Source organism: Paraburkholderia sp. EG287B (assembly GCF_040965595.1).
Lineage (GTDB): Bacteria > Pseudomonadota > Gammaproteobacteria > Burkholderiales > Burkholderiaceae > Paraburkholderia.
Genome location: NZ_JBFRCG010000001.1, coordinates 17,820 through 44,427 on the forward strand (window position 1 = coordinate 17,820; position 26,608 = coordinate 44,427).

Annotated in this window: 21 protein-coding genes; 12 read left to right on the forward strand and 9 right to left on the reverse strand. The window is 67.4% G+C overall.

The window, feature by feature from the left end; translation table 11 throughout:
* Positions 1-127: 127 nt before the first annotated feature.
* Positions 128-733, forward strand: a complete 606-nt coding sequence (gene phaR / locus AB4Y40_RS00080; RefSeq protein WP_342923883.1) for a polyhydroxyalkanoate synthesis repressor PhaR — start codon at positions 128-130, stop codon at positions 731-733.
* Between the two features lie 143 nt (positions 734-876).
* Here the strand turns inward: phaR and AB4Y40_RS00085 are convergent, their stop codons facing one another.
* Positions 877-1,176, reverse strand: a complete 300-nt coding sequence (locus AB4Y40_RS00085) for a helix-turn-helix domain-containing protein (RefSeq protein WP_368685959.1) — start codon at positions 1,174-1,176, stop codon at positions 877-879.
* A 316-nt stretch (positions 1,177-1,492) separates the two neighbouring features.
* Between AB4Y40_RS00085 and rimO the strand changes: the two genes are divergently transcribed.
* The 5 genes from rimO to AB4Y40_RS00110 all read left to right on the forward strand — a co-directional run bounded on the left by rimO (position 1,493) and on the right by AB4Y40_RS00110 (position 6,981).
* Positions 1,493-2,830 (forward strand): 30S ribosomal protein S12 methylthiotransferase RimO, encoded by a 1,338-nt coding sequence (gene rimO, locus AB4Y40_RS00090; RefSeq protein WP_368685960.1) that lies wholly within the window; start codon positions 1,493-1,495, stop codon positions 2,828-2,830.
* 5 nt (positions 2,831-2,835) lie between these two features.
* Positions 2,836-3,762, forward strand: a complete 927-nt coding sequence (locus AB4Y40_RS00095) for a sugar kinase (RefSeq protein WP_368685961.1) — start codon at positions 2,836-2,838, stop codon at positions 3,760-3,762.
* Positions 3,763-3,823: 61 nt separating this feature from the next.
* Positions 3,824-5,008 carry a beta-ketothiolase BktB gene (gene bktB / locus AB4Y40_RS00100; protein WP_368685962.1) on the forward strand — a complete coding sequence of 395 codons (1,185 nt, stop codon included), beginning with the start codon at positions 3,824-3,826 and terminating at the stop codon, positions 5,006-5,008.
* 59 nt (positions 5,009-5,067) lie between these two features.
* Positions 5,068-5,673: a hypothetical protein gene (locus tag AB4Y40_RS00105; protein ID WP_368685963.1), complete on the forward strand. Its 606-nt coding sequence runs from the start codon at positions 5,068-5,070 to the stop codon at positions 5,671-5,673.
* A 102-nt stretch (positions 5,674-5,775) separates the two neighbouring features.
* On the forward strand, positions 5,776-6,981 hold the full coding sequence (locus AB4Y40_RS00110; protein ID WP_368685964.1) for a cystathionine beta-lyase: 1,206 nt from the start codon (positions 5,776-5,778) through the stop codon (positions 6,979-6,981).
* Between the two features lie 81 nt (positions 6,982-7,062).
* On the opposite strand, the gene serB is transcribed toward AB4Y40_RS00110, so the two are convergent.
* A complete protein-coding gene (gene serB, locus AB4Y40_RS00115) occupies positions 7,063-7,902 on the reverse strand; it encodes a phosphoserine phosphatase SerB (protein WP_368685965.1) in 840 nt (279 codons plus the stop codon).
* 470 nt (positions 7,903-8,372) lie between these two features.
* On the opposite strand from serB, the gene ligD reads away from it, so the two are divergent.
* Together ligD and AB4Y40_RS00125 are read left to right on the forward strand one after the other, a co-directional pair.
* On the forward strand, positions 8,373-9,320 hold the full coding sequence (ligD, locus tag AB4Y40_RS00120) for a non-homologous end-joining DNA ligase (RefSeq protein WP_368685966.1): 948 nt from the start codon (positions 8,373-8,375) through the stop codon (positions 9,318-9,320).
* A gap of 303 nt (positions 9,321-9,623) precedes the next feature.
* Positions 9,624-10,193 (forward strand): DUF6013 family protein, encoded by a 570-nt coding sequence (locus AB4Y40_RS00125; protein WP_368685967.1) that lies wholly within the window; start codon positions 9,624-9,626, stop codon positions 10,191-10,193.
* A 69-nt stretch (positions 10,194-10,262) separates the two neighbouring features.
* Here the strand turns inward: AB4Y40_RS00125 and fetB are convergent, their stop codons facing one another.
* Together fetB and AB4Y40_RS00135 are read right to left on the reverse strand one after the other, a co-directional pair.
* Positions 10,263-11,075 carry an iron export ABC transporter permease subunit FetB gene (gene fetB / locus AB4Y40_RS00130; RefSeq protein WP_368685968.1) on the reverse strand — a complete coding sequence of 271 codons (813 nt, stop codon included), beginning with the start codon at positions 11,073-11,075 and terminating at the stop codon, positions 10,263-10,265.
* Positions 11,072-11,818 (reverse strand): ATP-binding cassette domain-containing protein, encoded by a 747-nt coding sequence (locus AB4Y40_RS00135; protein WP_368686332.1) that lies wholly within the window; start codon positions 11,816-11,818, stop codon positions 11,072-11,074. The genes fetB and AB4Y40_RS00135 overlap by 4 nt, the downstream gene beginning before the upstream one ends.
* A gap of 130 nt (positions 11,819-11,948) precedes the next feature.
* Here AB4Y40_RS00135 and AB4Y40_RS00140 point away from each other — a divergent pair, with 130 nt between their 5' ends.
* Positions 11,949-14,495 (forward strand): AsmA family protein, encoded by a 2,547-nt coding sequence (locus tag AB4Y40_RS00140; RefSeq protein WP_368685969.1) that lies wholly within the window; start codon positions 11,949-11,951, stop codon positions 14,493-14,495.
* 81 nt (positions 14,496-14,576) lie between these two features.
* Here AB4Y40_RS00140 and AB4Y40_RS00145 read toward each other — a convergent pair whose 3' ends face one another.
* On the reverse strand, positions 14,577-15,077 hold the full coding sequence (locus AB4Y40_RS00145; RefSeq protein ID WP_028206958.1) for a hypothetical protein: 501 nt from the start codon (positions 15,075-15,077) through the stop codon (positions 14,577-14,579).
* Positions 15,078-15,602: 525 nt separating this feature from the next.
* Between AB4Y40_RS00145 and AB4Y40_RS00150 the strand changes: the two genes are divergently transcribed.
* The 3 genes from AB4Y40_RS00150 (at position 15,603) to AB4Y40_RS00160 (ending at position 19,953) form a co-directional block, all read left to right on the forward strand.
* Complete coding sequence (locus AB4Y40_RS00150; protein WP_368685970.1) at positions 15,603-17,255, forward strand: ATP-binding protein; 1,653 nt, start codon at positions 15,603-15,605, stop codon at positions 17,253-17,255.
* Between the two features lie 77 nt (positions 17,256-17,332).
* Entirely contained in the window at positions 17,333-17,833 is a 501-nt protein-coding gene (locus AB4Y40_RS00155) for a response regulator (protein ID WP_368685971.1), read from the forward strand.
* A gap of 122 nt (positions 17,834-17,955) precedes the next feature.
* On the forward strand, positions 17,956-19,953 hold the full coding sequence (locus tag AB4Y40_RS00160; protein WP_368685972.1) for a response regulator: 1,998 nt from the start codon (positions 17,956-17,958) through the stop codon (positions 19,951-19,953).
* Between the two features lie 71 nt (positions 19,954-20,024).
* Here AB4Y40_RS00160 and mscL read toward each other — a convergent pair whose 3' ends face one another.
* The 4 genes from mscL to mfd all read right to left on the reverse strand — a co-directional run bounded on the left by mscL (position 20,025) and on the right by mfd (position 26,545).
* Positions 20,025-20,471 (reverse strand): large conductance mechanosensitive channel protein MscL, encoded by a 447-nt coding sequence (gene mscL, locus AB4Y40_RS00165; RefSeq protein WP_069268109.1) that lies wholly within the window; start codon positions 20,469-20,471, stop codon positions 20,025-20,027.
* Positions 20,472-20,646: 175 nt separating this feature from the next.
* Entirely contained in the window at positions 20,647-21,657 is a 1,011-nt protein-coding gene (locus tag AB4Y40_RS00170; protein ID WP_368685973.1) for a threonine/serine dehydratase, read from the reverse strand.
* A 21-nt stretch (positions 21,658-21,678) separates the two neighbouring features.
* A complete protein-coding gene (gene argE / locus AB4Y40_RS00175; RefSeq protein ID WP_368685974.1) occupies positions 21,679-22,902 on the reverse strand; it encodes an acetylornithine deacetylase in 1,224 nt (407 codons plus the stop codon).
* 163 nt (positions 22,903-23,065) lie between these two features.
* Positions 23,066-26,545 carry a transcription-repair coupling factor gene (gene mfd, locus AB4Y40_RS00180; protein ID WP_368685975.1) on the reverse strand — a complete coding sequence of 1,160 codons (3,480 nt, stop codon included), beginning with the start codon at positions 26,543-26,545 and terminating at the stop codon, positions 23,066-23,068.
* Between the last annotated feature and the right edge of the window lie 63 nt (positions 26,546-26,608).

The window sequence follows — 26,608 nt, forward strand, 5'->3', positions numbered from 1 at the left end:
GGGGACGCGCGAAGCCGGGATCGAGGACGGCAGCGGGCCTGTTTGCTCACCGGGGCAGGCCGTTTCCGGGCTAGACCAACGCGCGACGGCAATGGCCGCCGCGCGTTGGCGCTAACAAGGGCGACACATGACGACTACAAAGAAAACCGCCGAACGTCTCATCAAGAAATATCCGAATCGTCGGCTGTACGACACGGAGACGAGCACGTACATCACGTTGACGGACGTGAAGCAACTCGTGCTGGAGCAGGAGGAGTTCAAGGTCATCGACGCGAAGACCAACGAGGATCTGACGCGCAGCATCCTGCTGCAGATCATTCTCGAAGAGGAAAGCGGCGGTCTGCCGATGTTCTCGTCATCGATGCTGTCGCAGATCATCCGTTTCTATGGTCATGCGATGCAGGGCATGATGGGCACCTACCTGGAAAAGAACATCCAGGCGTTCATCGACATCCAGAACAAGCTCGCGGACCAGTCGAAGAGCCTCTACGAAGGCAACGCGATGAACCCCGAGGTCTGGTCGCAGTTCATGAACATGCAGGCGCCGATGATGCAGGGCATGATGACGAGCTACATCGAGCAGTCGAAGAACATGTTCGTGCAGATGCAGGAGCAGATGCAGAACCAGGCGAAGAACATGTTCAGCAGCTTCCCGTTCAAGCCCGCGACGCCGGGCGGCGCGGCGGCGCCGGCGCAGGGCGCGCCCGAAGGCGGCGAGGAAGAGAAGAAGTAAGCGGCGCGGCGCACACGGCGGGTGGCGCGCGCCGGCAAGTCGCGGCGCGCTCTCGCATATCCGGCGCGCCGTGGCGGCGCATTGCCGCGCGAGCGCCACACTTCGCGAGGCAGCGGGCGCAATGCCGCCGTCCTCATGTGTTCTCAGGCGCTTTGCAGATCGCGCAAGGCTTCAGGGTGCGCCACGGCCACCCGCAAAAGGGCTTGCGCAGCGCCGGTCGGCTGGCGCCGGCCTTGCTCCCAGTCCTGCAGCGTGCGCGTGGAAACGCCAAGCAGTGCCGCGAACGCGCTCTGCGAGAGGCCGGCGCTCGCACGTGCGAACGCGGCGGCGGTGGGCTTGCGGCCGGTGACGCGCAACGCACCGCTCGAAGCGCCCCGGCGCGGGTTCGACCCGCGCACCGAGTGCAGCCGTTCAGCCTGAAACGGGTCCATTTTCTCGTTCATGTTTTCGCTCTCTCCGCACAACCGGTTCAGGCTGCGTTTGACCGTGCGTCGGGCGCACGCGGCGAAAATTATCCGGATGCGCCGTTCGCAGGCGAGCAATAGCTGAACAAAGTTTGATTCTGTCCATATTCCATCCGACCCCGGCGCCACGGGGCGCACTCACCATGCTGCGCCGCACGATACGCCAAACGGGTAAAATGGCGGATTGGCTTGACCCCGCGCGGCGCTACTTTCGCCCTGCGCCCCACATCCGGACGTACACGTGAAAAACCCTGTTGAATCAACGACCTCCCGCAATCCTGCTCCGCGCGTCGGGATGGTTTCCCTCGGCTGCCCGAAGGCGCTTGTCGACTCCGAGCAGATCATTACCCAGCTGCGCGCCGAGGGTTACGAAATCTCGGGGTCTTACGACGGTGCGGATCTCGTGGTCGTCAACACCTGCGGCTTCATCGACGAAGCCGTGCAGGAGAGTCTCGACGCCATCGGCGAAGCGCTTTCCGAGAACGGCAAGGTGATCGTCACCGGCTGTCTCGGCAAGAAGGCGAGTGCGAGCGGCTCGAACCTGATCGAGGAAGTGCACCCGAAGGTGCTCGCCGTGACCGGCCCGCACGCCGTGGGTGAAGTCATGCAGGCCGTGCACAGCCACCTGCCCAAGCCGCACGATCCGTTCGTCGACCTCGTGCCGGCGGCCGGCATCAAGCTCACGCCGCGCCACTACGCGTACCTGAAGATCTCCGAAGGCTGCAACCACCGCTGCACGTTCTGCATCATCCCGTCGATGCGCGGCGACCTCGTGTCGCGCCCGGTCGCCGAGGTCATGCTCGAAGCGGAAAACCTCTTCAAGTCCGGCGTGAAGGAACTGCTCGTCATTTCGCAGGACACGAGCGCCTACGGCGTGGACGTGAAGTACCGCACCGGCTTCTGGAACGGCAAGCCGATCAAGACGCGCATGACCGACCTCGTCGCTGCACTGGGCGAGCTGGCCGCGCAATATGGCGCCTGGGTGCGCCTGCACTACGTCTACCCGTATCCGAGCGTGGACGAAGTCATTCCGATGATGGCCGAAGGTCCGTTCAAGGGCCACGTGCTGCCGTATCTCGATGTGCCGTTCCAGCACGCGCACCCCGAAGTGCTCAAGCGCATGAAGCGTCCCGCGAACGCGGAGAAGGTCATGGAACGTGTGAAGGCCTGGCGCGAAGTGTGCCCCGATCTCACGATCCGCAGCACGTTCATCGCCGGCTTCCCCGGCGAGACCGAAGAGCAGTTCGAAACGTTGCTCGACTTCATCCGCGAGGCCGAACTCGACCGCGTGGGCTGCTTCGCCTATTCGCCGGTCGAAGGCGCAACGGCGAACGAACTCGACGGCGCGCTGCCCGACGAAGTGCGTGAGGAGCGCCGCGCGCGCTTCATGGAAGTGGCGGAGGAGGTCTCGGCCAAACGGATCCAGCGCAAGGTGGGCAAGACCCTCAAGGTGCTGATCGACGAGATCAACGTCGACGGCGGTATTGGCCGCACCGCGGCGGACGCGCCCGAGATCGACGGCGTGGTGTATGTCGCGCCGGCGACCAAGGCGTCGAAGCGCTACAAGGTCGGCGACTTCGTGTCGGTGAAGATCACCGGCGCGGATGGCCACGATCTCTGGGGCGAGGTCTGACCGGCATGACGAGCGTCGCCCCGCGAGTCCTCGCGTATGGCGAGGCCATGGTCGAGTTCAACCAGGCGTCGAAAGACCGTCCAGAGTATTTGCAGGGCTTTGGCGGCGACACCTCGAACTTTGCCATCGCGGCGGCTCGCCAGGGCGCACGCACGGGCTTCGTCTCGGCCGTTGGCGACGATCATTTCGGACGCCTCCTGACCGACCTGTGGACGCGCGAAGGCGTCGACACCTCGACGGTGCGGGTGGACGCCACGGCCCCCACGGGCGTCTACTTCGTCTCGCATGGTCCGGCCGGCCATGCCTTCGACTATCTACGCAAGGGTTCGGCCGCGAGCCGTTACACGCCGCGCGATCTGCCGCTCGACATCATCGCGGCTGCGCGCGTGCTGCATCTTTCCGGCATCAGCGTGGCGATCAGCGACAGCGCCTGCGACGCGGCGCTCGCCGCCGTCGAGCATGCGCGCGCCAACGGCGTGCGCGTGAGCTTCGACACCAACCTGCGCCTGAAGCTGTGGCCGCTCGCGCGAGCCCGCGCCGTGATGAACGAGGTGCTGCGGCTTACCGATATCTGCCTGCCCAGCTGGGACGACGTGGCCGTGCTCACGGGCCTCGACGACCGCGACGCGATCCTCGACTACCTGCTCGCGCGCGGTGCCCGCGTGGTCGCGTTGAAGCTGGGCAAGGACGGCGCCTATGTGGCGACGCCCGACGAGCGGCGCGTCGTGCCGGGTCATGTGGTCGCGGCGGTGGATGCCACGGGCGCGGGCGACTGCTTCGGCGGCGCGTTCGTCGCGCGGCTCGCGGCCGGCGACGATCCGTTCGCGGCCGCGCGCTACGCGAACGCGGCCGCCGCGCTTTCGACGCTGGGTTTTGGCGCGGTTGCGCCGATCCCGTATCGCGAGGACGTCGAGCGCTTGCTTGCCGGGTAGCCCGCAAGCGAAGCGCATCAATAACAAGATTCATCCCTTCAGGAAGACGAGGAGCAAGACCATGGAACGCGAAGTAGTGGTGGCAAGCGGTGTGCGCACGGCAATCGGCGACTTCGGCGGCAGCCTGAAGGACTTCTCGCCGACGGATCTCGGCGCACGCGTGGTGCGCGAAGTGCTCTCGCGCGCGAACGTGGAAGGCGACGCGGTGGGCCACGTGGTCTTCGGCAACGTCGTGCACACCGAACCGAAGGACATGTATCTTGCGCGCGTGGCCGCCATCAACGGCGGCGTTGCCCAGCACGCGCCGGCCTTGACCGTGAACCGCCTGTGCGGCTCGGGCCTGCAGGCGATCGTTTCGGCCGCGCAAACCATTCTGCTCGGCGACGCCGACATCGCGATCGGCGGCGGCGCGGAAAACATGAGCCGTGCGCCTTACTCGATGCCGGCCGCGCGTTTCGGCCAGCGCATGGGCGACACGCAGCTCGTCGACATGATGATCGGCGCGCTGCACGACCCGTTCCAGACGATCCACATGGGCGTGACGGCGGAAAACGTCGCTAAGAAGTTCGGCATCACGCGCGAGGCGCAGGACGCGCTTGCACTCGAATCCCATCGCCGTGCCGAGCGTGCGATCGCCGAAGGCCGCTTCAAGGATCAGATCCTGCCCATCTCGATCAAGTCGAAGAAGGGCGAAGTGCTGTTCGACGCCGACGAGCACGTGCGCCACGGTGCGACGCTCGAGGACTTCTCGAAGCTCAAGCCCGTGTTCGCGAAGGAGAACGGCACGGTCACGGCGGGCAACGCGTCGGGCATCAACGACGCCGCTGCCGCGGTGCTCCTGATGAGCGCGGACGCTGCCCGCGCGCGCGGCGTGAAGCCGCTCGCGCGCCTCGTTTCGTACGCGCACGCGGGCGTCGATCCGGCGTACATGGGCATCGGCCCCGTACCGGCCACGCAGAAGGCGCTCGAGCGCGCGGGTCTCAAGGTCAGCGACCTCGACGTGATCGAAGCCAACGAAGCCTTCGCGGCGCAGGCCTGTGCGGTGTCGCAGGAGCTCGGGCTCGACCCGGCCAGGGTCAATCCCAACGGCTCGGGCATCTCGCTCGGCCATCCGATCGGTGCGACCGGTGCGCTCATCACCGTGAAGGCGCTTTATGAACTGCAGCGTATCGGCGGCCGCTACGCGCTCGTGACGATGTGCATCGGCGGCGGCCAGGGCATTGCGGCCATCTTCGAACGGATTTGACGCCGACTCGTGACGTGCGGCTCGCGCCAGTCCGCTGTGCAAGTGAAGGAAGGATGCAGATGGAAGTATTGACGCAAGCACAGCGGCCGCCGCGCGCGGCCGCCCGACAGGGCCGCGCCACCCGGGCGCGCGGCTGGCTCGTGGCCGTGGCCGCCGCGGCCATGGTCCTCGCGCTGCCGCTCGCGGCGAGCGCGCAGGACGCAGGCGCTGCGCCGCCGGTCAAATCCACGCTCAAGCCGAACCCCGAATTCGCGAAGCTGCCGCAATACGTCGGCACGCTCGGCCAGCGTCAGATCGTCATGCGCCTCGGCGCCAAGGCCGGCGACGACGATCCGACCGGCGTGCATGGCGAATACCAGTTCACGGACACCGGCGAGGTGATCCTGATCGCCGGCGACCGCGCGGACGCCACGCTCGAAGCCGAAGACTCGAACGACGGCACGCATATCACCGGCAACTGGGTGGGCACGTTCGCCGAGGACGGCTCGCTTTCGGGCGACCGCATGGACCCGGACGATTCCCACCCCGTGCCGTTCGATCTGAAGCGGCTCGCGGCGGGGGCCTCGGCGCCGGCCGTCACGACCGGCGCGGCAAGTGCGAGCGCGTCGACCCCGAACGGCGCGCATGCCGTGAACGGCGTGAGCAATCTCGTCATCGGGCAATAAGCGCCGCCGCGGGTGTTACTCTTCGGTATGCGGCGTCGCACGCGCCACTGCGCGAGCCGCGCGCCGCAACGCCACCGCGCCTTTATCCGAATTCGTTCCGACATGACCAAATCCGACTCCAGCCGCGCCTTGCAGACGCGCATGGTTCACCCGCAAGACGACCTCACGCCCGGCTTCGAGTCGTTTGCCGCGCCAGTCACGCGGGCTTCGACCGTGGTGTTTCCCGACCTCGCTTCGGTGCGCGCGCTCGACTGGCGCAACGACGCGCAATGGCGCTACGGCCTGCACGCCACGCCCACCTCGGCCATGCTGCAAAAGCGCATCGCCGAGATCGAGGGCGGCGAGCATGCGCTGCTGCAACCCTCGGGTCTCTCGGCCATCTCGAACGTCTACTTCGGTCTGCTGAAGACGGGCGACGACGTGCTGATCCCCGATAACGTCTATTCGCCGAACCGCGACCACGGCGACTGGCTCGCACGGGATTTCGGCCTGACGGCGCGCTATTACGATCCGATGATCGGCGCGGGCATCGCCGAGCTGATCCAGCCGAACACGAAGCTGATCTGGCTGGAAGCGCCCGGCTCGGTGACGATGGAAGTGCCCGACGTGCGCGCGATCACGACGGCGGCGCGCGCGCGCAACGTCGTGACGGCGATCGACAATACGTGGTCGGCGGGCCTCGCCTTCAAGCCGTTCGAGCACGGCATCGACATCTCGGTGCAGGCGCTCACCAAATATCAGTCGGGCGGCAGCGACGTGCTGATGGGCGCGACCATCACGGCCGACCGCGATCTCTATCTCAAGCTCAAGGCCGCGCGCATGCGCCTTGGCATCGGCGTCTCGGTCGACGACTGCTCGCTCGTGCTGCGCGGGCTGCCGAGCATGAAGGCGCGCTTCGAGGCGCACGATCGCACCGCGCTCGGACTCGCGAGCTGGCTCAAGACCCGCCCCGAAATCGCGGCGATGCTGCACCCGGCGTTCGAAGACTGCCCCGGCCACGAGTTCTACAAGCGCGACTTCACGGGTGCGGGCGGTCTCTTTTCCGTGGTGTTCGACGAGCGCTATAGCGCGGCGCAGATCGACACGTTCTGCGAGTCGCTCGAACTCTTCGCGCTGGGCTGGAGCTGGGGCGGGGCGCATAGCCTGGCAATGCCGTACGACGTCGGTTCGATGCGCACGGCTGCGAGCTGGCCGCATCGCGGCACGCTGGTGCGTTTCTACATCGGTCTCGAAGACGAAGCCGACCTGCGCGCCGATATCGAGCGCTCGCTCGCGAGGCTCGCGGAAAAAACAAGTACGCCTGAATAACCTGTACAAAGCCACAACGGCCGCTCGCGTCCACGAGGACACGAGCGGCCGTTGGCGTATCTGAGCGCCGCGAAAGCCGAATCAGAACAGACGCAGCAAGCCGTCGAGCCCGACGAAGTTGAACGCGACGCTCGCGGCCTCTCGCACCACGGGCTTCGCTCGGAATGCGACCGACAAACCGGCCGCGCCCATCATCTTGAGGTCGTTCGAGCCGTCGCCCATCGCGATTGCGCGGCGCGGGTCGATGCCGATTTCGGCACAGGTTTCGGCGAGCGTACGCGCCTTCACGTCGGCGTTGACGATCTCGCCCGTCACGCGGCCCGTGAGCTTGCCGTCGACGATTTCGAGCGTGTTCGCGCGCGTGTAGTCGAGCCCGAGCCGCGCTTTCAGGCGCTCGGTGAAGAACGTGAAGCCGCCGGAAACGAGCAGCGTCTTCAGCCCTGCGGCCTTCGCGCCCGCGAGCATGCGTTCGGCGCCCGGCGAGAGCTGCAGGCGTTCCTCGTAGACACGCTCCAGGGCGCTCGCGTCGAGCCCCTCGAGCAGCGCCACGCGGCGCGTGAGGCTCTCGTTGAAGTCCTTGATCTCGCCGCGCATCGAGGCTTCGGTGATCGCCGCGACCTCGGCCTTCAGGCCGCAGAAGTCGGCGATCTCGTCGATGCATTCGATCGTAATGAGCGTCGAGTCCATGTCCATCGCCAGCAGGCCGAAATCGGCCAGCGCGCGGCCGGCGTCGACGAACGCATAGTCGAGTTGATGCGTGCCGCAGTAGACCTCGAGATCGGCGCGCTGGGCCGGCTCGGCGTTCTCGATGCGCAGCGCATGGGCGTCGATCGGCGCGAGGCGGCTGCCGCGGGCGAGGCCGAGGAGCGGCTTGTGATGGACGGTGTCGAGCGGGGCGGGACTCTGGATGACGAGGTTCATGGCAGGACGGGCAAAGCCGACGCACGGCGTCGTCGGATCGATCGGATGAAAAAGGGCGCAGTCGCGCGTGTGCGTGCAAGACCCCGCAATGCACCCTGCAGTGCGCGGCAAAGCCCGTCATTGTAACGTCCCGCCGACCGTTGCGGTCGCCTGTGCCATCCGGCGCGCTTGCGCGCCTGGCGGATACTTCCCCGTTTTTGGCGGGCGTTTGCGAACACCTTGCAGCGACGAAAGCGGCCATTCGAGGCACAATGAAAGCTCATGCGGCGATCCGACGGGGGCGCCCGCCGCGTGTCGTCAACCGAACGTGTCGCGACTCGCGTCGCGCGACGCGTCATGTGCGCCAAGGCGCCAGGGGAACCGGTATGCAGGACGCCCGCAAGGCCCCAACCACGACATCTGCCCGAACGCCGCGCGGCGAGCGGGCCCCGACATCGGACGCCGCCGCACCGGCCACGCCTGGCGCGTCCGTGCACCGCTTGCCTCGTAGCGCCCGGCGTCGGCGCGACGACTCCGCCGACAGCGAAATCGACGGCATACGCATCACGAGCGCAAGGCGCGTCATCGATGCGGACAGCGGCACGCACAAGCTCGCACTCGTGCGCTACTACGAGCGCGCCGCGCGCTGGATCCTGCCGCATCTGCGCGATCGCCCCGTGTCGCTCGTGCGCGCACCGCGCGGCCTGAGCGGCGAGATGTTCTTCCAGCGTCACCGCGCTCGCGCGCCGCTGCCCGAACTCACCGAACACGAAGGGCTCGACCCGGGCCATCCGCCACTGCTGACGATCGATACGGCGCGAGCGCTGGTGAGCGCCGCGCAGATGGACGTCATCGAACTGCATACCTGGAACGCCTGTGTCCACGACATCGAGCGGCCCGATCGGGTCGTGTTCGACCTCGACCCCGATCCGGCGCTGGGCTGGGACCGCATGATCGAGGCGGCGCAGTCCACGCGCGCCTTGCTTGCGGAACTGAGGCTCGAATCGTTCTGCAAGACGAGCGGCGGCAAGGGGCTGCATATCGTCGTGCCGCTCACGCCGGAGGCGGGCTGGGACGACACGAAGGCGTTCGCTCGCGCGGTTGCGCAGCATCTGGCCTGGGTCTGGCCCACGCAGATCACGGCCACCATGGGCCCAGAACACCGCAAGAAGAAGATCTTCGTCGACTATCAGCGCAATGCGCGCGGCGCGAGCACGGCGCTCGCGTATGGCGTGCGGGCGCGGCCGGGCATGGGCGTGTCCGTGCCGATCGGCTGGGACGAACTGGAGGCGACGACGGGCGGCGCGCAATGGACGCTCGCGACGATCGACGCGCGCCTCGCGCAGATCGAGCAAGCCGATCCCTGGGCGGCCTATGGGCGCGTGCGCCAGACGTTGACGGCGGAGCTGACGCTGGGTCTCGAAACCGCCGGCAAGTAGCGGCGCGAGGTGAGGGTTTGCGCGTGCCGTGTATGCACGACGAGTCGGCGATGCAGACGACGCCCGGCGCCAACCGCGCGCTGTCGCACGGCAAGCAAATTGCTGGCGATGACAAGCAGGATAAAACCTGGTCCGTTCGACGCATGTGCTCGGCGCAAGGCGGCGCGCAGCGCGCTAGACTGCTAACAGACCATCCGCCGCACGAGCGCGGAGCGTCGTACCTGGCGTTGCGCGGCTCGCCGCGTTCGTTGCGTACGCCGCTTTTCGCTTGCGGGCGCGGCCGTTCCCGCCAGGAGGTGACGCATGCCTTGCCGCAGCTCCCGCCATACTCGCCGCCGCCAAGCGGCGTTCGTCCAGTTTGTCCTCGCCGCTTCCTGCGCGCTCGCGTTGCCGGCATTCGCGGCTACGCCGATCACGGTCACCTCGAAGGCCGCAACCGACGGACCGATCCGCTATACCGTGCGGGTCGCGTCGAAGGCGTTCGGCGACGCCCAGGAGACCCGCACACTGCGCTCGGGCGATACCGACGACTTCACCTGGCGCACCACGCCGCCCGGCGGTGCGGTGGCGACGCCGCAAGGCTGCCCGGACTATGCCTCGCTGCCGCTCGACGCGAACGGCGCGATGGTCCGGCAGACCCAGGTGCGTCTCGCGCCCATCGTCGCGAGCAGCGGCACGGCCACCGTGCAGGTGAGCTTCCGCGCCCAGGCGCCGCACGGCACGCAGTCGGTGTCGAGCAACGGCGCGTCGATCACGTGCCCCGCCGTGGTCGCGCATAGCGAGGTCGCGCACCTCACGATGCCCACCAACGGCACCGCGAAGACGCTCAAGCTCAGCGACGGCACGCAAATCACGATCTCGGCGCAGCGCTAGGGCGCGCCTTGAGAGCGGGAGGGCCGGCGAGGCGCAAAGCGCACGCCGGCCGCGTACGGCGCCCAGGTCTTAAGCGCGTGCCTTGCGCTCGATGAGCCGCGCAACCAGAAAGCGATGCTGCGGCGAGAACAGGCGCCGGTACGCGAGCAGCACCGCGCCCACCGTGCCGAGCGCCGACGAAGCCGCGATCAGGAACATGATCACGATCTGATAGCGCACGGCCTGTAGCGGCGATTGCCCCGCGAGCACCTGGCCCGTCATCATGCCGGGCAGACTCACCACGCCGACCACGGCCATCTGGTTGAGCGTCGGGATCATGCCGGCGCGCACGGCCTCGCGGGCGCTCGCCTGCGCGGCTTCCCAGCGCGTCGCGCCCAGCGCGAGCGCGCTCTCCACACGGTCGCGCCGCGCGGTCAGCTCCTGCATCATGCGCTCCACGCCGAGCGACACCCCCGTCAGCGTGTTGCCGAGAATCATGCCGAGGATCGGAATCGCATATTGCGGTTCGTACCACGGCCGGATGCGGATCACCACGAAGAGCCCGACTGCCGCGACGAGCCACGCGCTCACCCAGATCGACACGATGCTGTCCGCGCGCTGCCCGCCATAGGTGCGTGCGCCGCGCTGCGCCCCCGCAAAGCCCGCGATCAGCGTCATGAGTCCCATGAGCGGCAGCACGACGTACCAGCGGTTGAACGCGAACACCCAGCCGAGCACGTAGCCGATCGCGAGCAGCTGCACGACGGTGCGCACGGCGGCCCACGCCAGCTTGCGTTCGAGGTCGAGCTTGAGCAGCACGGAGACCGCGCCGTTGACGAACACGAGCAGCGCCGCAATGGCGACGTCGCCGATGCCGAGGTTCTGCAGCACGCCCGGGCTCATTGTGCGGCTCCCTGTATGAATGCCGCGCGCGTGGCGGGTTCTTCGAGCACCCCCGCGCGCATCGTCAGATGCCGCGCGCCCACGCGTTGGGCCTGGGCGGGATCGTGCGAGACCCAGACCGTCGCGCGCGCCGTGCGCGCCTCATCGAACCAGCCGGCGACGAGCGCTTCGACGGCGCGCGCCGATTCGGGGTCGAGAGACGCGGTCGGCTCGTCGAGCAGCAGCGCTTCGGGATCGAGCTGGAGCACGCGCACGAGCGCCACGATCTGCGCTTCGCCGCCCGACAGCTCGGCAGTGTCGCGCGCGAGGAAGTCGCTGGAACGGCCGATGGCGGCAAAGAGCGCGCCGGCGCGCGCCGGGTCGAATCGCACGTCGCGGTAGACCGCTAGCGTGTAGGGGTAGCGCAGATTGTCCTCGACGCTGCCGTCCAGCAGCGCGGGCCGCTGCCGCAGGTACGCAATATGCCGCCGATAGTGGACAATGCGCCCGCGCGTGACCGCTTCGCCATGCCAGCGCACGTCGCCGCCATCGAGCGGATCGAGCAGCGCGAGCGCGCGCAGGAACACGCTCTTGCCGGAGCCGGACGGTCCCGTCAGCACGGCGCGCTCGCCCGCCTGCAGGGCGAAATCGGTGGGATGCAGCAGCCACTGGCCGCGTTGCGCGTCGCGCCGGGCGATCTGGTGCGCCTCGACGAGCGGCGCACCATCGGCTTGGGGTGGGGGAACTGGGTTGTGCTCGAGCATCGAAAGATTGCAAACAGGGCCGGCATACAGGTCGTGCGAGGCAGTCATGCCGATGCAACCGGGCACGCTGACTGCTCTTGCGGTAGTGCAACATGGCACGCCATACAACAACGCATAACGTGGAGTACGCATGACGTCACCGCAGCCCAAGCCTTTCCGCCTTGGCCGCACGCTCGCCAGGATCATCGCATGGCTCGTCGCGGTTGTCGTCGTGTTGATTGCCGTCCTTGTCGTCTTCATCCTGACGTTCGACTGGAACCACGCCAAGCCCTACGTGAACGAGAAGGTCACCGAGGCCATCGGGCGGCCGTTCGCGATCGAAGGCGATCTCAAGGTGGGCTGGCAGCGGCCGCCCGGCGAAACGGGCTGGCGCGCGTGGGTGCCCTGGCCGCGTTTTTCCGCCACGCAGATCCAGATCGCCAATCCCGACTGGACGAAGTCCCCGCAGTTCGCCACGCTCGACGAAATCGATTTCGAGGTGGCCGTGCTGCCGCTGCTCGCGCACGACATCGTGATTCCGGCCATCAATCTCGTGAATCCGTCCATCGACGTCGAGCGCCTCGTCGACGGGCGCAACAACTGGACCTTCAAGCTGCCCGCCTCGAGCGGACCGTCGACGTGGCGGCTCAATCTGCACGACATCATGTTCTCGAGCGGCAGGATCGCCGTGAGCGACCAGCAGACGAAAACCGACGTAAAGATCGTGGTGACCCTGCTCGGGCACGGCATCCCGATCGGCAAGGTGATGGAGGAGCAGGAAGCGGCGTCGCGCCAGGGCTCCGCGCAGGTCATTGGGCGCGCGGGGGCGAACCGGCTGACGCAGCAGGTCAACAAGGAGCAGGCTTCGGAGGCGGCGGCCGCCAGCGCGGCCAGCGGCGCGGCGGCTTCGGGCGTGCCGGCGGCCGCGAGTGTTGCCCGCGCAACCACGGGCGCGTCGGGCGCAACAAGCGCGCCTGCAGCCTCCGGCTCGCCGGCGCTCGCCGCGAGCGCAGCGAGCAGCGCCAGCGGCGCCGGCGTCGGCTCGGGCGCGGCGCCCGCGCAGCCGCCCGTGAAACAGCCGTTCTACGCGATCGGCTGGACGATCAAGGGCACCTATGGCAAGACGGCGCTTTCGGGCGACGGCAAGCTCGGCGGTGTGCTCGCCCTGCAGGACGCGAAGCGTCCGTTCCCGATCCAGGCCGACGTGCGCGTGGGCGACATGCACATCGCGCTGGTCGGCACGGTCACCGACCCGATGCATCTGGCCGCCGTCGATCTGCGCCTGTGGCTGCAGGGGCAAAGCCTGGCGCACCTCTACAACCTCACCGGCGTGACGTTGCCCGAAACGCCGCCGTATGCCACCGACGGCCGCTTCGTCGGCAATTTCAGGCGCGGCGCGAGCGTGTTCCGCTATGAGAACTTCACGGGGCGCGTGGGCGGCAGCGATCTGAACGGCACGGTGGTCTACCAGCAACGCACGCCACGGCCGCTTTTGACCGGCGAGCTGGTCTCGAACCTGCTGCAGTTCTCGGACCTCGCGCCGATCATCGGCGCCGACAGCCGTGCCAGCAAGCAAAAGCGCGGCGATACCGTGCCCCAGCCAGCCGATCGCGTGATCCCGGTCGAACAGTTCCGCACCGACCGCTGGAACGCGATCGACGCCGACGTCAAGTTCACGGGCCGGCGCATCATCAAGCAGGGCAGCCTGCCGGTTCAGGACCTCTACACGCACGTCGTGATGACCAACGGCGTGCTCGTGCTCGACCCGCTGCAGTTCGGCGTGGCAGGCGGCACGTTCGGCACGCGGCTGAACCTGGACGGCAGCGGCGCGCCGCTCAAGGCGCGCGGCACGCTGGAGGCGCGCCACCTGAAGCTCAAGCAGCTCTTCCCGAACTTCAAGACGATGCAGTCGGCGCTCGGCGAGATCAACGGCGACGCCTCGCTCACGGCGACCGGCAACTCCCCGGCGGCGCTCGCGGCGACCTCGAACGGCGAGGTGAAGCTGCTCGTCACGCAGGGCACGATCAGTATGCTGCTCATGGAGGCGGCGGGCCTGAACGTGGCCAACGTGGTCTACGAAAAGCTGTTCGGCTCGCGCGACGTGAATATAAATTGCGCGGCGGCCGACTTCGTCGCGACCAACGGCGTGCTCGATCCGCGCGTGTTCGCGCTCGACACCGACGATGCCGTGATCAATATCGACGGCCCGATCGATCTGCGCGACGAGTCGATGAACATGAAGGTCCACCCGCACACCAAGGGCTTCCGCATTTTCACGCTGCGCTCGCCGCTCTACGTGAAGGGCACCTTCAAGAACCCGCACGTGGGCGTGGATGCGACGGCGCTCGCGCTGCGCGGCGGCGCGATGATCGGGCTCGGGCTGATCAACCCGTTCGCCGCGCTGATTCCGCTCATCGCGCCGAGCAACAACAAGCCGCTGCCGTGCGACACGCTGTTCGCACAGATGCATCAGCATCCCGTGGCGCCGCCGCCGGGCCAGAAAATGCACGCGCTGCCGAAGCCCGACCTCGGCAGCGCCGGCACGGGCGCGAGCGCGGCTGCGGCGACTGACAAGGCCGGCAAGGGCGATAAAGGTGACAAGGGCGCGAAAGCGGGCCCGGCCACGCGCAACGCGCCGTCGCCGGCCTCGGCGGGCAAGCCGACCCAAGGGCAGGAGCCGCTCTACAAGGGAAGCTGATTCGGCAAGCGGACGCGAAAACCACTGCGCCGGGCCAATCGACCCGGCGCAGTGTGCAGTGAACTTCAACGGAAGCGCGACCTAGCGCAACGAACGCGGCGCCGTGTCGCCGGCGGCGTCCTGGCGGCGCGTCACGCGCCGGGTGGTCATGGTCGGACGCGCCGCGCCGAACTCGGGCAGGACCCGGCCGCGCGCGCGGCTCGCGAACACGAGGAAGCCGAAGCCGTCCGCCTCGTACCAGTAACCGCCATTCTCGAGGCCTTCGATCGGCTGCTCGAGCGCGTGAGCGATCGATTCGATGCAGCGCTTGCGCAACTCGCTCGTGCCCGGATAGGGCGGCTGCGCACCGCGCACGCTGCACAGGAGCACGTCGAGCCCCGGCAGGATATGCGCATAGAGCACGGGCTCGTCCTGCGCGCGCGCACGCGCGATCTTGGTATCCAGTTGGCCGAAAGGTTTGAAATGGCTCAGCACGGCGAGAAATGACTCATCGCCGTCTGCCTTGACGCGTTTGCGCTTTTTCGGGAAGGACATAAAAATTCGCCTGAAAAAGGTGGATTGCAGTACACGCAGCGTTCCCATGCGACCACTCCCGGACTGGTGCGCCGCACGTCGATCCTTTATAGCACACGGATTTGCAGTGTTCATGAGGATAGAGATGGGGACGGTCCGCTTTAACGGCGCGCGGACCGCCTGAAGCGATCCGGCCTGCGCGGCGCGGCTTGCTGCCCCTGTTTCAAAACCCTCATCGCGTTCGCAAACGCCATGCCGGATCGCACGTCGCGCTCATGTAGATATCCCGGCGCTCTCTCGCTTGTCTCCGTCTCAATAATAGACCTGTGTGTGCGCTCGGTGTGGCGAATTGCCGCAAAAAAGCGGGTTTTCCACGACGTGAGGTGTGTGGTGTCACATACATTGTCATCCTGAAAAATCGCGCAGATAATGTTGCGGTTCTGGTGCCCGCGGTTGCCTCCGGCGCCCTCAGCCAACCGGCATGGCGAGGGCGAACGCGGCGCGAGAGCTTGCAAAACGCATTGCAAAAAGCATGGCGAAAAGCATGGCGAAAAGCACGGCGCGCCGCCCAGACCGCCACCGAACCAGACCGACATGAAACTCTTCGCCAAGGGGCTCTTGCTGATCGCGATTCCGAGCGTCATCGAACTGGCGCTGCTCGGCGTCGTGTTCGACACGCAGGGAAAGGCCGCGCTCGCGGCCAAACGCGCCGAGAACACGCAGCAAATCCTTTGGCAAGCCAACAGTCTCGTCGACCCGTTGCTGCGCGAAGCCGCGCGCGTGCGCACCGGCATCGTGCTCGAGGACCCTTCCTTCATCGATCGCCACGCCGTCTGGACCGAGTTCTCCGACCGCATCACGCTGCTCGCGCGCATGGTCGCCGACAATCCGCGCCAGCTCGCGCGCGTCGAGCGCATGCGCGACGCCGCCTATGCATGGCGCAAGGAAGCGGGTGATATTGCCGATGCGTTGCGCACGGGCCGTAGCGCGCCGTTCGCGCGCGTGGCGGGCAACGGCATGCCGCCCGAGATCGAAACGGTGCGCGAGGTGCTGGGCGAGTTCATCGCCGAGGAGACGCGGCTCGACGAGGCCCGCGCGGCGATGCTGCGCGAGACGCGCGAGCGCCAGCAGGACGCGCTGATTTTCGCCGTGGTGGGCTCGATGCTGATCTGGGCGTTCACGGCCATGGCGTTCGCGCGCAACGTGGGCGTGCGCCTCGCCGCGCTCGGCGCGAACGCCGAGCGTCTGGGCGATGGGGCGCCGCTCGCGCCGCCGCTCTCGGGCGGCGATGAAATCGCCGCGCTCGATGCGGTGCTCCATCAGACCAGCGCGCGGCTGCGCGTGGCCGATCGCGAGCAGGCCGCGCTGAAGGCACAGCTGCAGGCGCGCGCCGCGGATCTGGCGAGCGCCAACGAGCATTTGCGCCAGGAGAGTCAGGACAACGAGATGTTCATCTACAGCGTGTCGCATGATTTGCGCTCGCCGCTCGTGAACCTGCAGGGTTTTTCGAAGGAGTTGCAAGTATCGTGCGACGACTTGCGCGCGCAGGTCGACGCGGCGGGGCTGCCCGAACACGAATATCGCACGATGGCCGTAGTGCTCGACGGCGATGTCGACGAATCGCTGAAATTCCTGCGTCAGGCGGTGGCGCGCGCGGCGGCCATCATCGACGCGCTGCTGCGCATCTCGCGCGCCGGGCGGCTCGAATACCGCTGGCAGCGCGTCAACGTCGCGCGGGTCGTCGAGCGCGTGCTCGGCGGGCTCGCCGAGGAACGCGCGAAGGCCGCGCGCATCGAAGTGGGCGAGTTGCCGCCCGCGTGGGGCGATCCGGCGGCGCTCGAGCAGATCTTCGGCAACCTCATCGAGAACGCGCTGCACCATCTCGATCCCGCGCGACCGGGCAGGGTCGAGATCGGCGCGCTGGAGGCCGGCGGCGAATCCGCCGGCGAAGCCGGTAATGGCGCGGGAAAAGACCGAGGAAAATCAGCGGCCGGAGAGCCTGGCGAACGTACGCGGACTTATTTTGTGCGCGACAATGGCGTTGGTATCGCGCAGGCGTATCTGCCCAAGCTGTTCCGCGCGTTTCAGCGGCTGCACGGCGGCGAATCGCCGGGGCAGGGCACCGGCCTCGTGCTCGCCAGGCGCATTGCGGAGCGGCATGGCGGGCGCGTCTGGGTCGAATCGACCGAGGGCGCGGGTTCGACGTTCTTCGTCGCGCTGCCCGACCAGCCGTTGCGTACCACATAGCGGGTAATCTGGCGCGCGCTGCGCGGCAAGCTTTCAACAAGCCTTAAAAAGTTCATGCAGGACGTAGGAGAGTCGAGATGACGAACGGGGAACAGGTCAGCATCGTGCTGATCGAAGACGACGACGGGCATGCCACGCTGGTCGAGCGTAACCTGCGGCGGTCGGGGATCTCGAACGGCTTTCTGCGCTTTCGCGACGGCCAGGAGGCGCTTGATTACTTTTTCGGCACGCCGGGCGATAACCCGGCTGCGCAAGCGAACTGGCCGTCACGCGACGCGCTCGGCAATTTTGTCGTGCTGCTCGACCTGCGCATGCCGCGCGTGGACGGCTTCGAGGTGCTGCGGCGCCTGAAAGCGGAGCCTGCCACGGCGTCGGTCCCGGTGATCGTGCTCACGACCACCGACGACCCGCGCGAGATCGAACGCTGCTATGAACTCGGCTGCAACGTGTACATCACGAAACCGGTCGAATATGACGCGTTCATCGAGGCCGTTCGCCGGCTCGGCTTCTTTCTCCAGGTCGTCAAGCTGCCGCCGGGACATCGCTTCGTCCAGCCGCGGCCGGCCGGCACCCAGTAACGCACTACGCATGCATCACGCATGGACTCATCACGCATTGGCAATCGAATGGAAGAACAGCGGGAAGAACGGCGGGAAGAACGGCGGCAAACCGGACCCGGGCCCGAAGGGACGCTTCGCGCATGACTGAGGAAACCACGATGCTGGACGGCGCACGCGTGCTCGTCGTCGACGACGACGAAGGCATCCTGCGCCTCGCCCGCAAATCGCTGCTGCGCGCCGGGGCACGCGTGGACACCTGCACGGGTGTCGGGGAGGCGCGCGCGCTGCTCGCCGTGCAGACGCCCGACGTGCTCGTGCTCGACTATCAGCTCGACGGCGCGGAAACGGGCCTCGACTTCTTCCGCCGCCTGCGTGCCGACGACGTGCGCGTGCCGGCCATCCTCGTGACCGGCTTCACCGACGAATCCCGCGTGATCGCCGCGTTGCGCGCGGGCGTCTCGGACGTGGTGCCGAAATCGGGCGACTATCTCGACTATCTGCCCGAAGCCGTCGCGCGTGTGCTCTCGCAGGTCGCGCTGCAGCGCGCCTCCGACGAAGCGCTGCTCCTGCGCGACCGCGAAGAGCACTACCGCACGCTCTCGGAAGCCTTGCCGCACCTCGTGCTCACCTGCGGCGCCGACGGCAATTGCGACTTCGTCTCGAAGCAGTGGCTCGACTACACGGGCCTCGACGCGGGCCAGTCGCACGGTCTCGCGTGGCTCGACGCCGTGCATGCCGACGATCGCGAGGAAATTCGCCACACCTGGCTCAAGGCCGTGAGCAGCGGCGCTGCCGATTATCGACACGAGTTGCGGATTCGCCGCCACGATGGCATTTATCGATGGTTCGATGTCCGAATCGTTCCGATGCGCGACCCGCGCGGCGGCGTGAACAAATGGTTCGGCAGTTGCACCGACATCGACGCGCAGCGCGAAGCGACCCAGGAGCGCGAGCGCCTGCTCGCCTCGGAGCAGGCCGCGCGACAGACCGCCGAAGAAGCCAACCGCGCGAAAGACCGCTTCCTCGCCATGCTTTCGCACGAGCTGCGCACGCCGCTCACGCCGGTGCTCGCGGGCACGCGTCTGCTGGAGCAGATCCCGGGCCTGCCCGAGGCGGCACGCGCGGGCGTGCTGATGATCCGCCGCAATATCGAACTCGAGGCGCGTCTGATCGACGATCTGCTCGATCTCACTCGCGTGGCCAACGGCAAGCTGAGCCTGGCGCTCGAGACGGTCGACGTGCACGAGGTGATCGAGGCCGTGCTCGAGCTCTTCCACAGCGAAATCCAGATCAAGCAGCAGGACGTCCACGTCGATCTGCGCGCGCAGCAGCACTACGTGCGCGGCGACCGTGCGCGCCTGCAGCAGATGCTCTGGAACCTCGTGCGCAACGCCGCGAAGTTCACGCCCGACGGCGGCCACATCTACGTGCGCACGCGCGACGAGCGCATGCAGGTGGAGATCGAGGTCGAGGATACGGGCATCGGCATCGCGCCCGAGCAGATCGGCAAGCTTTTTCATGCCTTCGAGCAGGGCAGCCACAATCTCACGCGCCAGTTCGGCGGGCTCGGTCTAGGCCTCGCCGTGACACGTGCGCTGACCGAGGCGCATGGCGGCAACGTGAGCGCGAGGAGCCCCGGCGCGCATTGTGGCGCGACCTTCACCATCGTGCTGCCGACTGCGGCGCGCGGCGAGGGGGCGGCCGCGACCGCCGAGCTGCGCGGGCCGCACCGGGTGGGCGCGCTGAACATCCTGTTGATCGAGGATCACGAGGACACGGCCGAGGTCATGTCGCAGCTGATGCGCACGGGCGGCCACGAGGTGGCGGTGGCGGGCAGCGTGGCCGGCGCGCTCGCGCTCACGGCCAGCATGGCCTTCGACCTCGTGGTGAGCGACATCGGCCTGCCGGATGGCTCGGGCATCGACTTCATCCGGGCGTTTCGTGCGCAATCAACGGCGCCCGCCATCGCGCTCACCGGCTTCGGCACCGACGACGACGTGCGCCGCAGCGTCGAAGCGGGTTTTACCGCGCATCTCACGAAGCCGGTCAACTTCGAGCAGCTCGAACGGCTGATCGAAGAGGCCGCCGCCGCGCGCAGCACGGCGGCCGAGCCCGATTCCGCCGCGCCTCGTTCCTGACGGATCCGGGCACAGAAAAGCCCGCGCGGCCTTGCGGCGGCGCGGGCGTTTGTCCGGGCGCTCGTGCGGGCTCAGCGCGGATTGTTCTGCAGCGAATCGCGGATCTCGCGCAGCAGCAGCACGTCTTCGGGCGTGGGCGGCGGCTCGGCGGGCGCGGCCGCTTGCGGCTGGCGCAGCTTGTTGATGAACTTCACCATCAAAAAGATGATGAACGCGAGAATGACGAAGTTGATCACCGCGGTGATGAACGAGCCATAGCCGAACACGGCCACGCCCGCGGTCTGCAGATCCTTGTACGACTCGGGGTTGCCTTTGTAGCTGGCCGGAATGTGGCCGAGCCGCACGAACATGTTCGAGAAGTCGAGGCCGCCCGTGATCACGCCGATGACCGGCATGATGAGGTCTTTCACGATCGAGTTGACAATGCTCGAAAACGCGCCGCCGATGATCACACCGACGGCGAGATCCATCACGTTGCCTTTGACGGCGAATTCCTTGAACTCCTGGACGATGCTCATGAGCGGGCTCTCCCTGAATGGCGCAGCACGGGGCTGGGGTCAATACGGCGTATTGGCGCAATCATAGCGAACGACTCCGTATCGCGGTAGCAATTTGACATTCCCTGACCTTTTGCTGGGGACCGGCGACGGTCCCGGCGAGCGCACGCGGCGTGCCCACCGTGCGTGCGTGCCGTTAGCGCGCGAGCGAGATCTGCTGGTGGAAGTTCGCCGGGTCGGTGTTGGTGCCACACAGCAGCACGCCGACGCGTTTGCCTTGCAGCGTGTCGCGCAGCGGCCCGAGCAAGCCCGCCGTGGCGGTGGCGCAAGCGGGCTCCACGGCGAGCTTGAGCTGCTCGAAGAGCACGCGCATCGCGCTGCGCAAGGCGTCGTCGGAGACCGTGACGACGCGCTCGAGATGACGGCGGCACAGCGTGTAGCTGTATTGCTCGGCATGCGGCGACATGAGCGAGTCGGCGATCGAGTGCATGTGGGTCAGGCGCACCGTGTGGTTCGCGGCGAAGCTGCGCGCCATCACGTCCGAGCCCTCGGGCTCGACGCCATACACGCGCACGCGCGGATTCGCCAGCCGCAGCGCGGTGGCGACGCCAGCCGCGAGCCCGCCGCCGCCAATGGGCACGACGACCGCGTCGAGATCGGGCGCCTGGGTGGCCCATTCGTAGCCGAGCGTGGCCGTGCCGAGCACCGTGCGATAGCCGTTGAAGGGATGCACGAAATAGCGTCCCTCGTCGGTCTCGATGCGGCGCACGATCTCGAACGCCTCGCTGCTGTTGCCCGCCACGACGATTTCCGCGCCGAAGCGCTTGCACTGCGCGACGCGTGCCGCGCTCGCGGTGCGAAAGAGCACGACCTTCGCGCTGATGCCGAGGCGCATCGCCGCATACGCGACCGCAATGGCGTGATTGCCGCCCGACACGCAGGTGACGCCGGCGCTGCGCTGCGCGGCGTCGAGTGCGAGCAGATGCGTGAAGGCGCCGCGCACCTTGAAGCTGCCGCTCGACTGCAGCAGCTCGAACTTGAAGTTCACGAGCGTCGCTTCGAGCGTGGACAGATCGTGGCGGTCGAACACCGGCGTGCGCAGCACCCACGGCGCGAGCGCGAAATGCTGCGAGGCGATCTCGTCGAGCGTGGGGATCGCCTCACCGTCGATCGTGTGACTGGTGGGCAGCGGCGCGGCGGTGGACATGATGGTGCGCGTCCGGCGTGGTTACCGTGCCAGGGCTTCGACGGACATGCCGCGCACGAGCTTGCGCAGGAAACCTTCGCAGGCCGCGAGCTGTTCGAGCGAGACGTATTCGTTCGGCTTGTGCGCCTGCTGGATGTCGCCGGGGCCGCACACCACGCTCGGAATGCCCGCGCGGGCGAACAGGCCCGCCTCGGTGCCATAAGCCACCTTGCGGCGCGCCTGGTCGGCCGTGAGCGCGCGCACGAGCTGCGTGATCGCGGCCTGCTCTGTGGCGTCGAGGCCCGGCGCGGCGGCGATCTTCGTGAACTCGATGGCGCCCACCGCGTGCTCGCGCTGCATCTTCGGCACCAGCGTTTCGCGCGCGTACTGCTCGATGCGCGCGAAGATCGTGTCGGGGTCGAGCGTCGGCAGATTGCGGAACTCGAATGCGAAGCGGCATTCGGCCGGCACTGTGTTGATGGCGTTGCCGCCTTCGATCGTGCTCGTCTGCGCGGTCGTGAACGGCACGTCGTACAGCTCGTCGAACGGACCGTTCGCGCGGAACTCGTCGGCCATGTCGCGGATGTAGCAGATGAGGCGCGCCGCGTACTCGATCGCGTTCAGGCCGCGCGGCGTGAGCGACGAATGGGCGGCCTGGCCGCGCACGCAGCACTGGTACGCGTTGATGCCCTTGTGCGCGACGATGGGGCGCATGCTGGTGGGCTCGCCCACGATGCAGCCTTCAGGCTTGACGCCGCGCTTCACGAGTTCTTCGATCATGAGCGGCGCGCCGACGCAGCCCACTTCCTCGTCGAACGAGAGCGCGAGATGCAGGGGCTTGGCCAGTTTCGTCTGCTGGATCTCGGGCAGGAGCGTAAGCGCCGCGCCGATGAAACCCTTCATGTCACAGGTGCCGCGGCCATAGAGCACGCCGTCGCGAATCTCGGGCTTGAACGGGTCGCTGTCCCATTTCTGGCCGTCCACGGGCACCACGTCGGTGTGGCCCGAGAGCACGATGCCGCCGTTCGTCTCGCCGTCGTGCGCGGGGATCGTGGCGAACAGGTTGGCCCATTTGCCGTCGCGGCCGTAAGTGAGCGTCGACTCGATGCCGCGCGCGCGCAGATCGTCGCGCACCGTCTCGATCAGGCCGAGATTCGGATGGCGGCTGACCGTATCCATCGAAACCAGACGGGTGACCCAGGGGAGCGAGGCGGGAAGGGCGGCGGAAGGCGTGGACGACTGCGCTGTTTCAGCGGCTAGGGACATGTTGGACTCCAGCTTGCTTGTATTCTTCATCTTACCCAAAAAGAATGCGCCAAGCCAAAGCGCCTGAAGCCGGCAAGCGCAACGCTCTATTGCGCTTGCCGGTCGTTAGTCGGCGATGCCGCGCCGCAGCATCGCCCGTGCCGCGACGCCGCTGTGGCAGCGGTCAGCGCGATGCGCTAGCGCGATTGGGCGCACCGAGCGCGCGCAAGGTCTCCTTGACGGTCGCCACGCGCACCGCGAGATCGGGGCTGCGCGTTTCGATGCGCAGCTTGTCCTGTCCCGCGAGCTTGATGTGCTTGTGCTTCTGCACCATCTCGATGATGCGCATGGCGTCCACGGGCGGATTCGGCACGAACTGCAGGCCAATGACCGCTTCGCCCGCATCGATCTTCGTGATGCCGAGCGGCTTGGCCGCCAGACGCAGGCGGTGCGTTTCGATCAGCGCATGCGCCTGCGCCGGCATCTTGCCGAAGCGGTCGATCAGCTCTTCCTGAATGCCGTCGATCGAATCGTCGTGCTCGCAGTTCGCGAGCCGCTTGTAGAGCGACAGGCGCTCCTGCACGTCGCCGCAATAGTCGGCGGGCAGGATGGCGGGCGCGTGCAGGTTGATCTCGGTGGTTGCCGCGAGCGGCGCGTTCAGATCGGGCTCGCGGCCGTCTTTCAGCGCCTTCACCGCATCGTTGAGCATGTCCGTATACAACTGGAAGCCGATCTCCTGGATCTCGCCCGACTGCTTGTCGCCGAGCACCTCGCCCGTGCCGCGAATTTCCAGGTCGTGCATCGCCAGATAGAAGCCCGAACCGAGTTCCTCCATCTGCTGAATGGCTTCGAGCCGGCGTTGCGCCTGCTTCGTGAGCCCTTGCGGATCGTGCACGAGCAAATACGCGTACGCCTGGTGGTGCGAGCGCCCGACGCGGCCGCGCAACTGGTGCAGCTGCGCGAGACCGAACTTGTCGGAACGGTGGATGAGGATCGTGTTCGCCGTCGGCACGTCGATGCCGGTCTCGATGATCGTCGTACAGAGCAGCACGTTCGCGCGTTGCGCCACGAAATCGCGCATCACGGTTTCGAGTTCGCGCTCGTGCATCTGGCCGTGCGCCACGGCGATGCGCGCTTCCGGCACGAGCGCTTCGAGCATCGCGCGGCGGTTCTCGATGGTCTCGACTTCGTTGTGCAGGAAGTACACCTGGCCGCCGCGCTTGAGCTCGCGCAGCATGGCCTCGCGAATCACGCTGTCTTCCTCGCGGCGCACGAAGGTCTTGATGGCGAGGCGCTTTTGCGGCGCGGTCGCGATCACGGAGAAGTCGCGCAGGCCTTCGAGCGCCATGCCGAGGGTACGAGGAATCGGCGTGGCGGTGAGCGTGAGCACGTCGACTTCCGCGCGCAATGCCTTGAGCGCCTCTTTCTGGCGCACGCCGAAGCGGTGCTCCTCGTCGATGATGACGAGCCCGAGGCGCTTGAACTGAACATCGGACGAAAGCAGCTTGTGCGTGCCGATCACGATATCGACGCTGCCGTCGTTGATCTGCTGGATCGCGCCGCTCACTTCCTTGGCGGACTTGAAGCGCGACAGCTCGGCGATGCGCACGGGCCACTCGGAAAAGCGGTCCGTGAAGGTCTGCGTGTGCTGCTCGGCGAGCAGCGTGGTGGGCGAGAGAATCGCCACCTGCTTGCCGCCCATCACGGCGATGAACGCCGCGCGCAATGCCACTTCCGTCTTGCCGAAGCCGACGTCGCCGCACACGAGACGGTCCATCGGCTTGCCGCTCGTCATGTCGCCGATCACGGCGGCGATGGCGGCGGCCTGGTCGGGCGTTTCCTCGAAGCCGAAACTCTCCGCGAACTTGACGTAGTCGCGCGGTTCGAGCGCGAACGCGTGGCCCTCGCGTGCGGCGCGGCGCGCGTAGAGGTTCAAAAGCTCGGCGGCCGTGTCGCGGATCTGCTGCGCGGCCTTGCGGCGCGCCTTTTCCCACTGGCCCGAGCCGAGCGCGTGCAGCGGCGCGCTATCGGGATCGGCGCCGCTGTAGCGCGAAATCACGTGCAGTTGCGACACCGGCACGTAGAGCTTGCTGCCGTTTGCGTATTCGAGGTGCAGGAACTCGGTATCGCCTTCGCCGAGGTCCATCGTCACCAGGCCGTGATAGCGGCCGATGCCGTGCTGCGCATGGACCACCGGATCGCCCACTTTCAGTTCGGAGAGGTCGCGCACCATCGAATCGACGTTGCTCGCCTGCTCCTGGCGGCGGCGCCCGGCGCGTCGCGCGAGCGGGCCGTACAGTTCAGTCTCGGTGATGACCGCGAGTTCCTCGCCCGGCAGCGAAAAGCCCGTGGAAAGGGGCGCGACGCCCATCGCGAAACGCTCGTCGCCGGTGAGCCAGTCCTCGAAGCTGTCCGCGCCCGCAGGGCGCAGATGGTTGTCGGCGAGCAGCTGCGCGATGGTTTCGCGCCGGCCCGCCGATTCCACCGCGAACAGCACGCGGTTCTTCGTCGTCTCGAGATACGCGCGCAGCGATGCGAGCGGGTCGTCGGCGTGGCGGTCGATCGCGAGGCTCGGCAGCGCCATGGCCCAGCCGCCGGCGCTCGTGGCGGGCAGCACTAGGCGCGCGAACGGCTTCGCGAACGTGAAGAAGTCCTCGTCGGTCAGGAACAGGCGCTGCGGTTCCAGGATCGGCCGCTCGCGGTCGTGCGAGAGGAAGTTGTGGCGCTGCTTCGTGTCGTTCGTGAAGCGGCGGATCGACGTGTCGAGGTCGCCCGAGAACACCAGCTGGGCGTTTGCCGGCAGATAGTGGAAAAGCGTCGCCGTCTCTTCGAAAAAGAGCGGCAGGTAGTATTCGATGCCCGCCGACGGCACGCCGTTGCCCATGTCCTTGTAGATCGTCGCGCGGCTCGGGTCGCCCTCGAACACCTCGCGCCAGCGGCTGCGAAACGCCGTGCGCGCGGCTTCGTCGAACGGGAACTCGCGGCCCGGCAGCAGGCGCACGTCCTTCACGGGATAGAGGCTGCGCTGGCTGTCCGGATCGAACGCGCGGATCGAGTCGACCTGGTCGTCGAAGAGGTCGATGCGGTAGGGCAGCGGCGAGCCCATCGGAAAGAGGTCGATGAGCGAGCCGCGCACGCAGTATTCGCCCGGGCGCACCACCTGGCTCACGTGCTCGTAGCCCGCGAGCGTGAGCTGCGACTTGAGCTTCGCTTCGTCGAGGCGCTCGCCCTGCGAGAACGAGAACGTATAGGCCGCGAGAAACGAGGCGGGCGGCATGCGATAGAGCGCCGTGGTGGCCGGCACGATGAGAATGTCGCAGCGGCCTTCGCCGAGATCGTGCAGCGTCGCGAGGCGCTCGGAAACGAGGTCCTGGTGCGGCGAGAACGTGTCGTACGGCAGCGTTTCCCAGTCGGGCAGAAGCCGTACACGCGCCTCGGGCGCGAAGAACGGAATCTCCTGGGCGAGGCGCTGCGCGTCCACGGCGCTCGCGCAGATCACGGCCAGCAGCGGCGCACGGGCGGCGTTGGCGCGCGCGGCCTCGCGGTAGCGGGCGATCAGGAGCGCGTCGGACGAGCCGTGCGTGCCGTCGAACGCGTAGCGCTGCCCCGGCTTGACGACGGCAACGGGGGACGGAGATTGCGAGGAAGCGGCGATATCGGACATGGGCAACAGGGTGGCCGACGATTGTGTCGGCGCTTGTGTCGGTATGGTGGCCAGTTCAGTTCA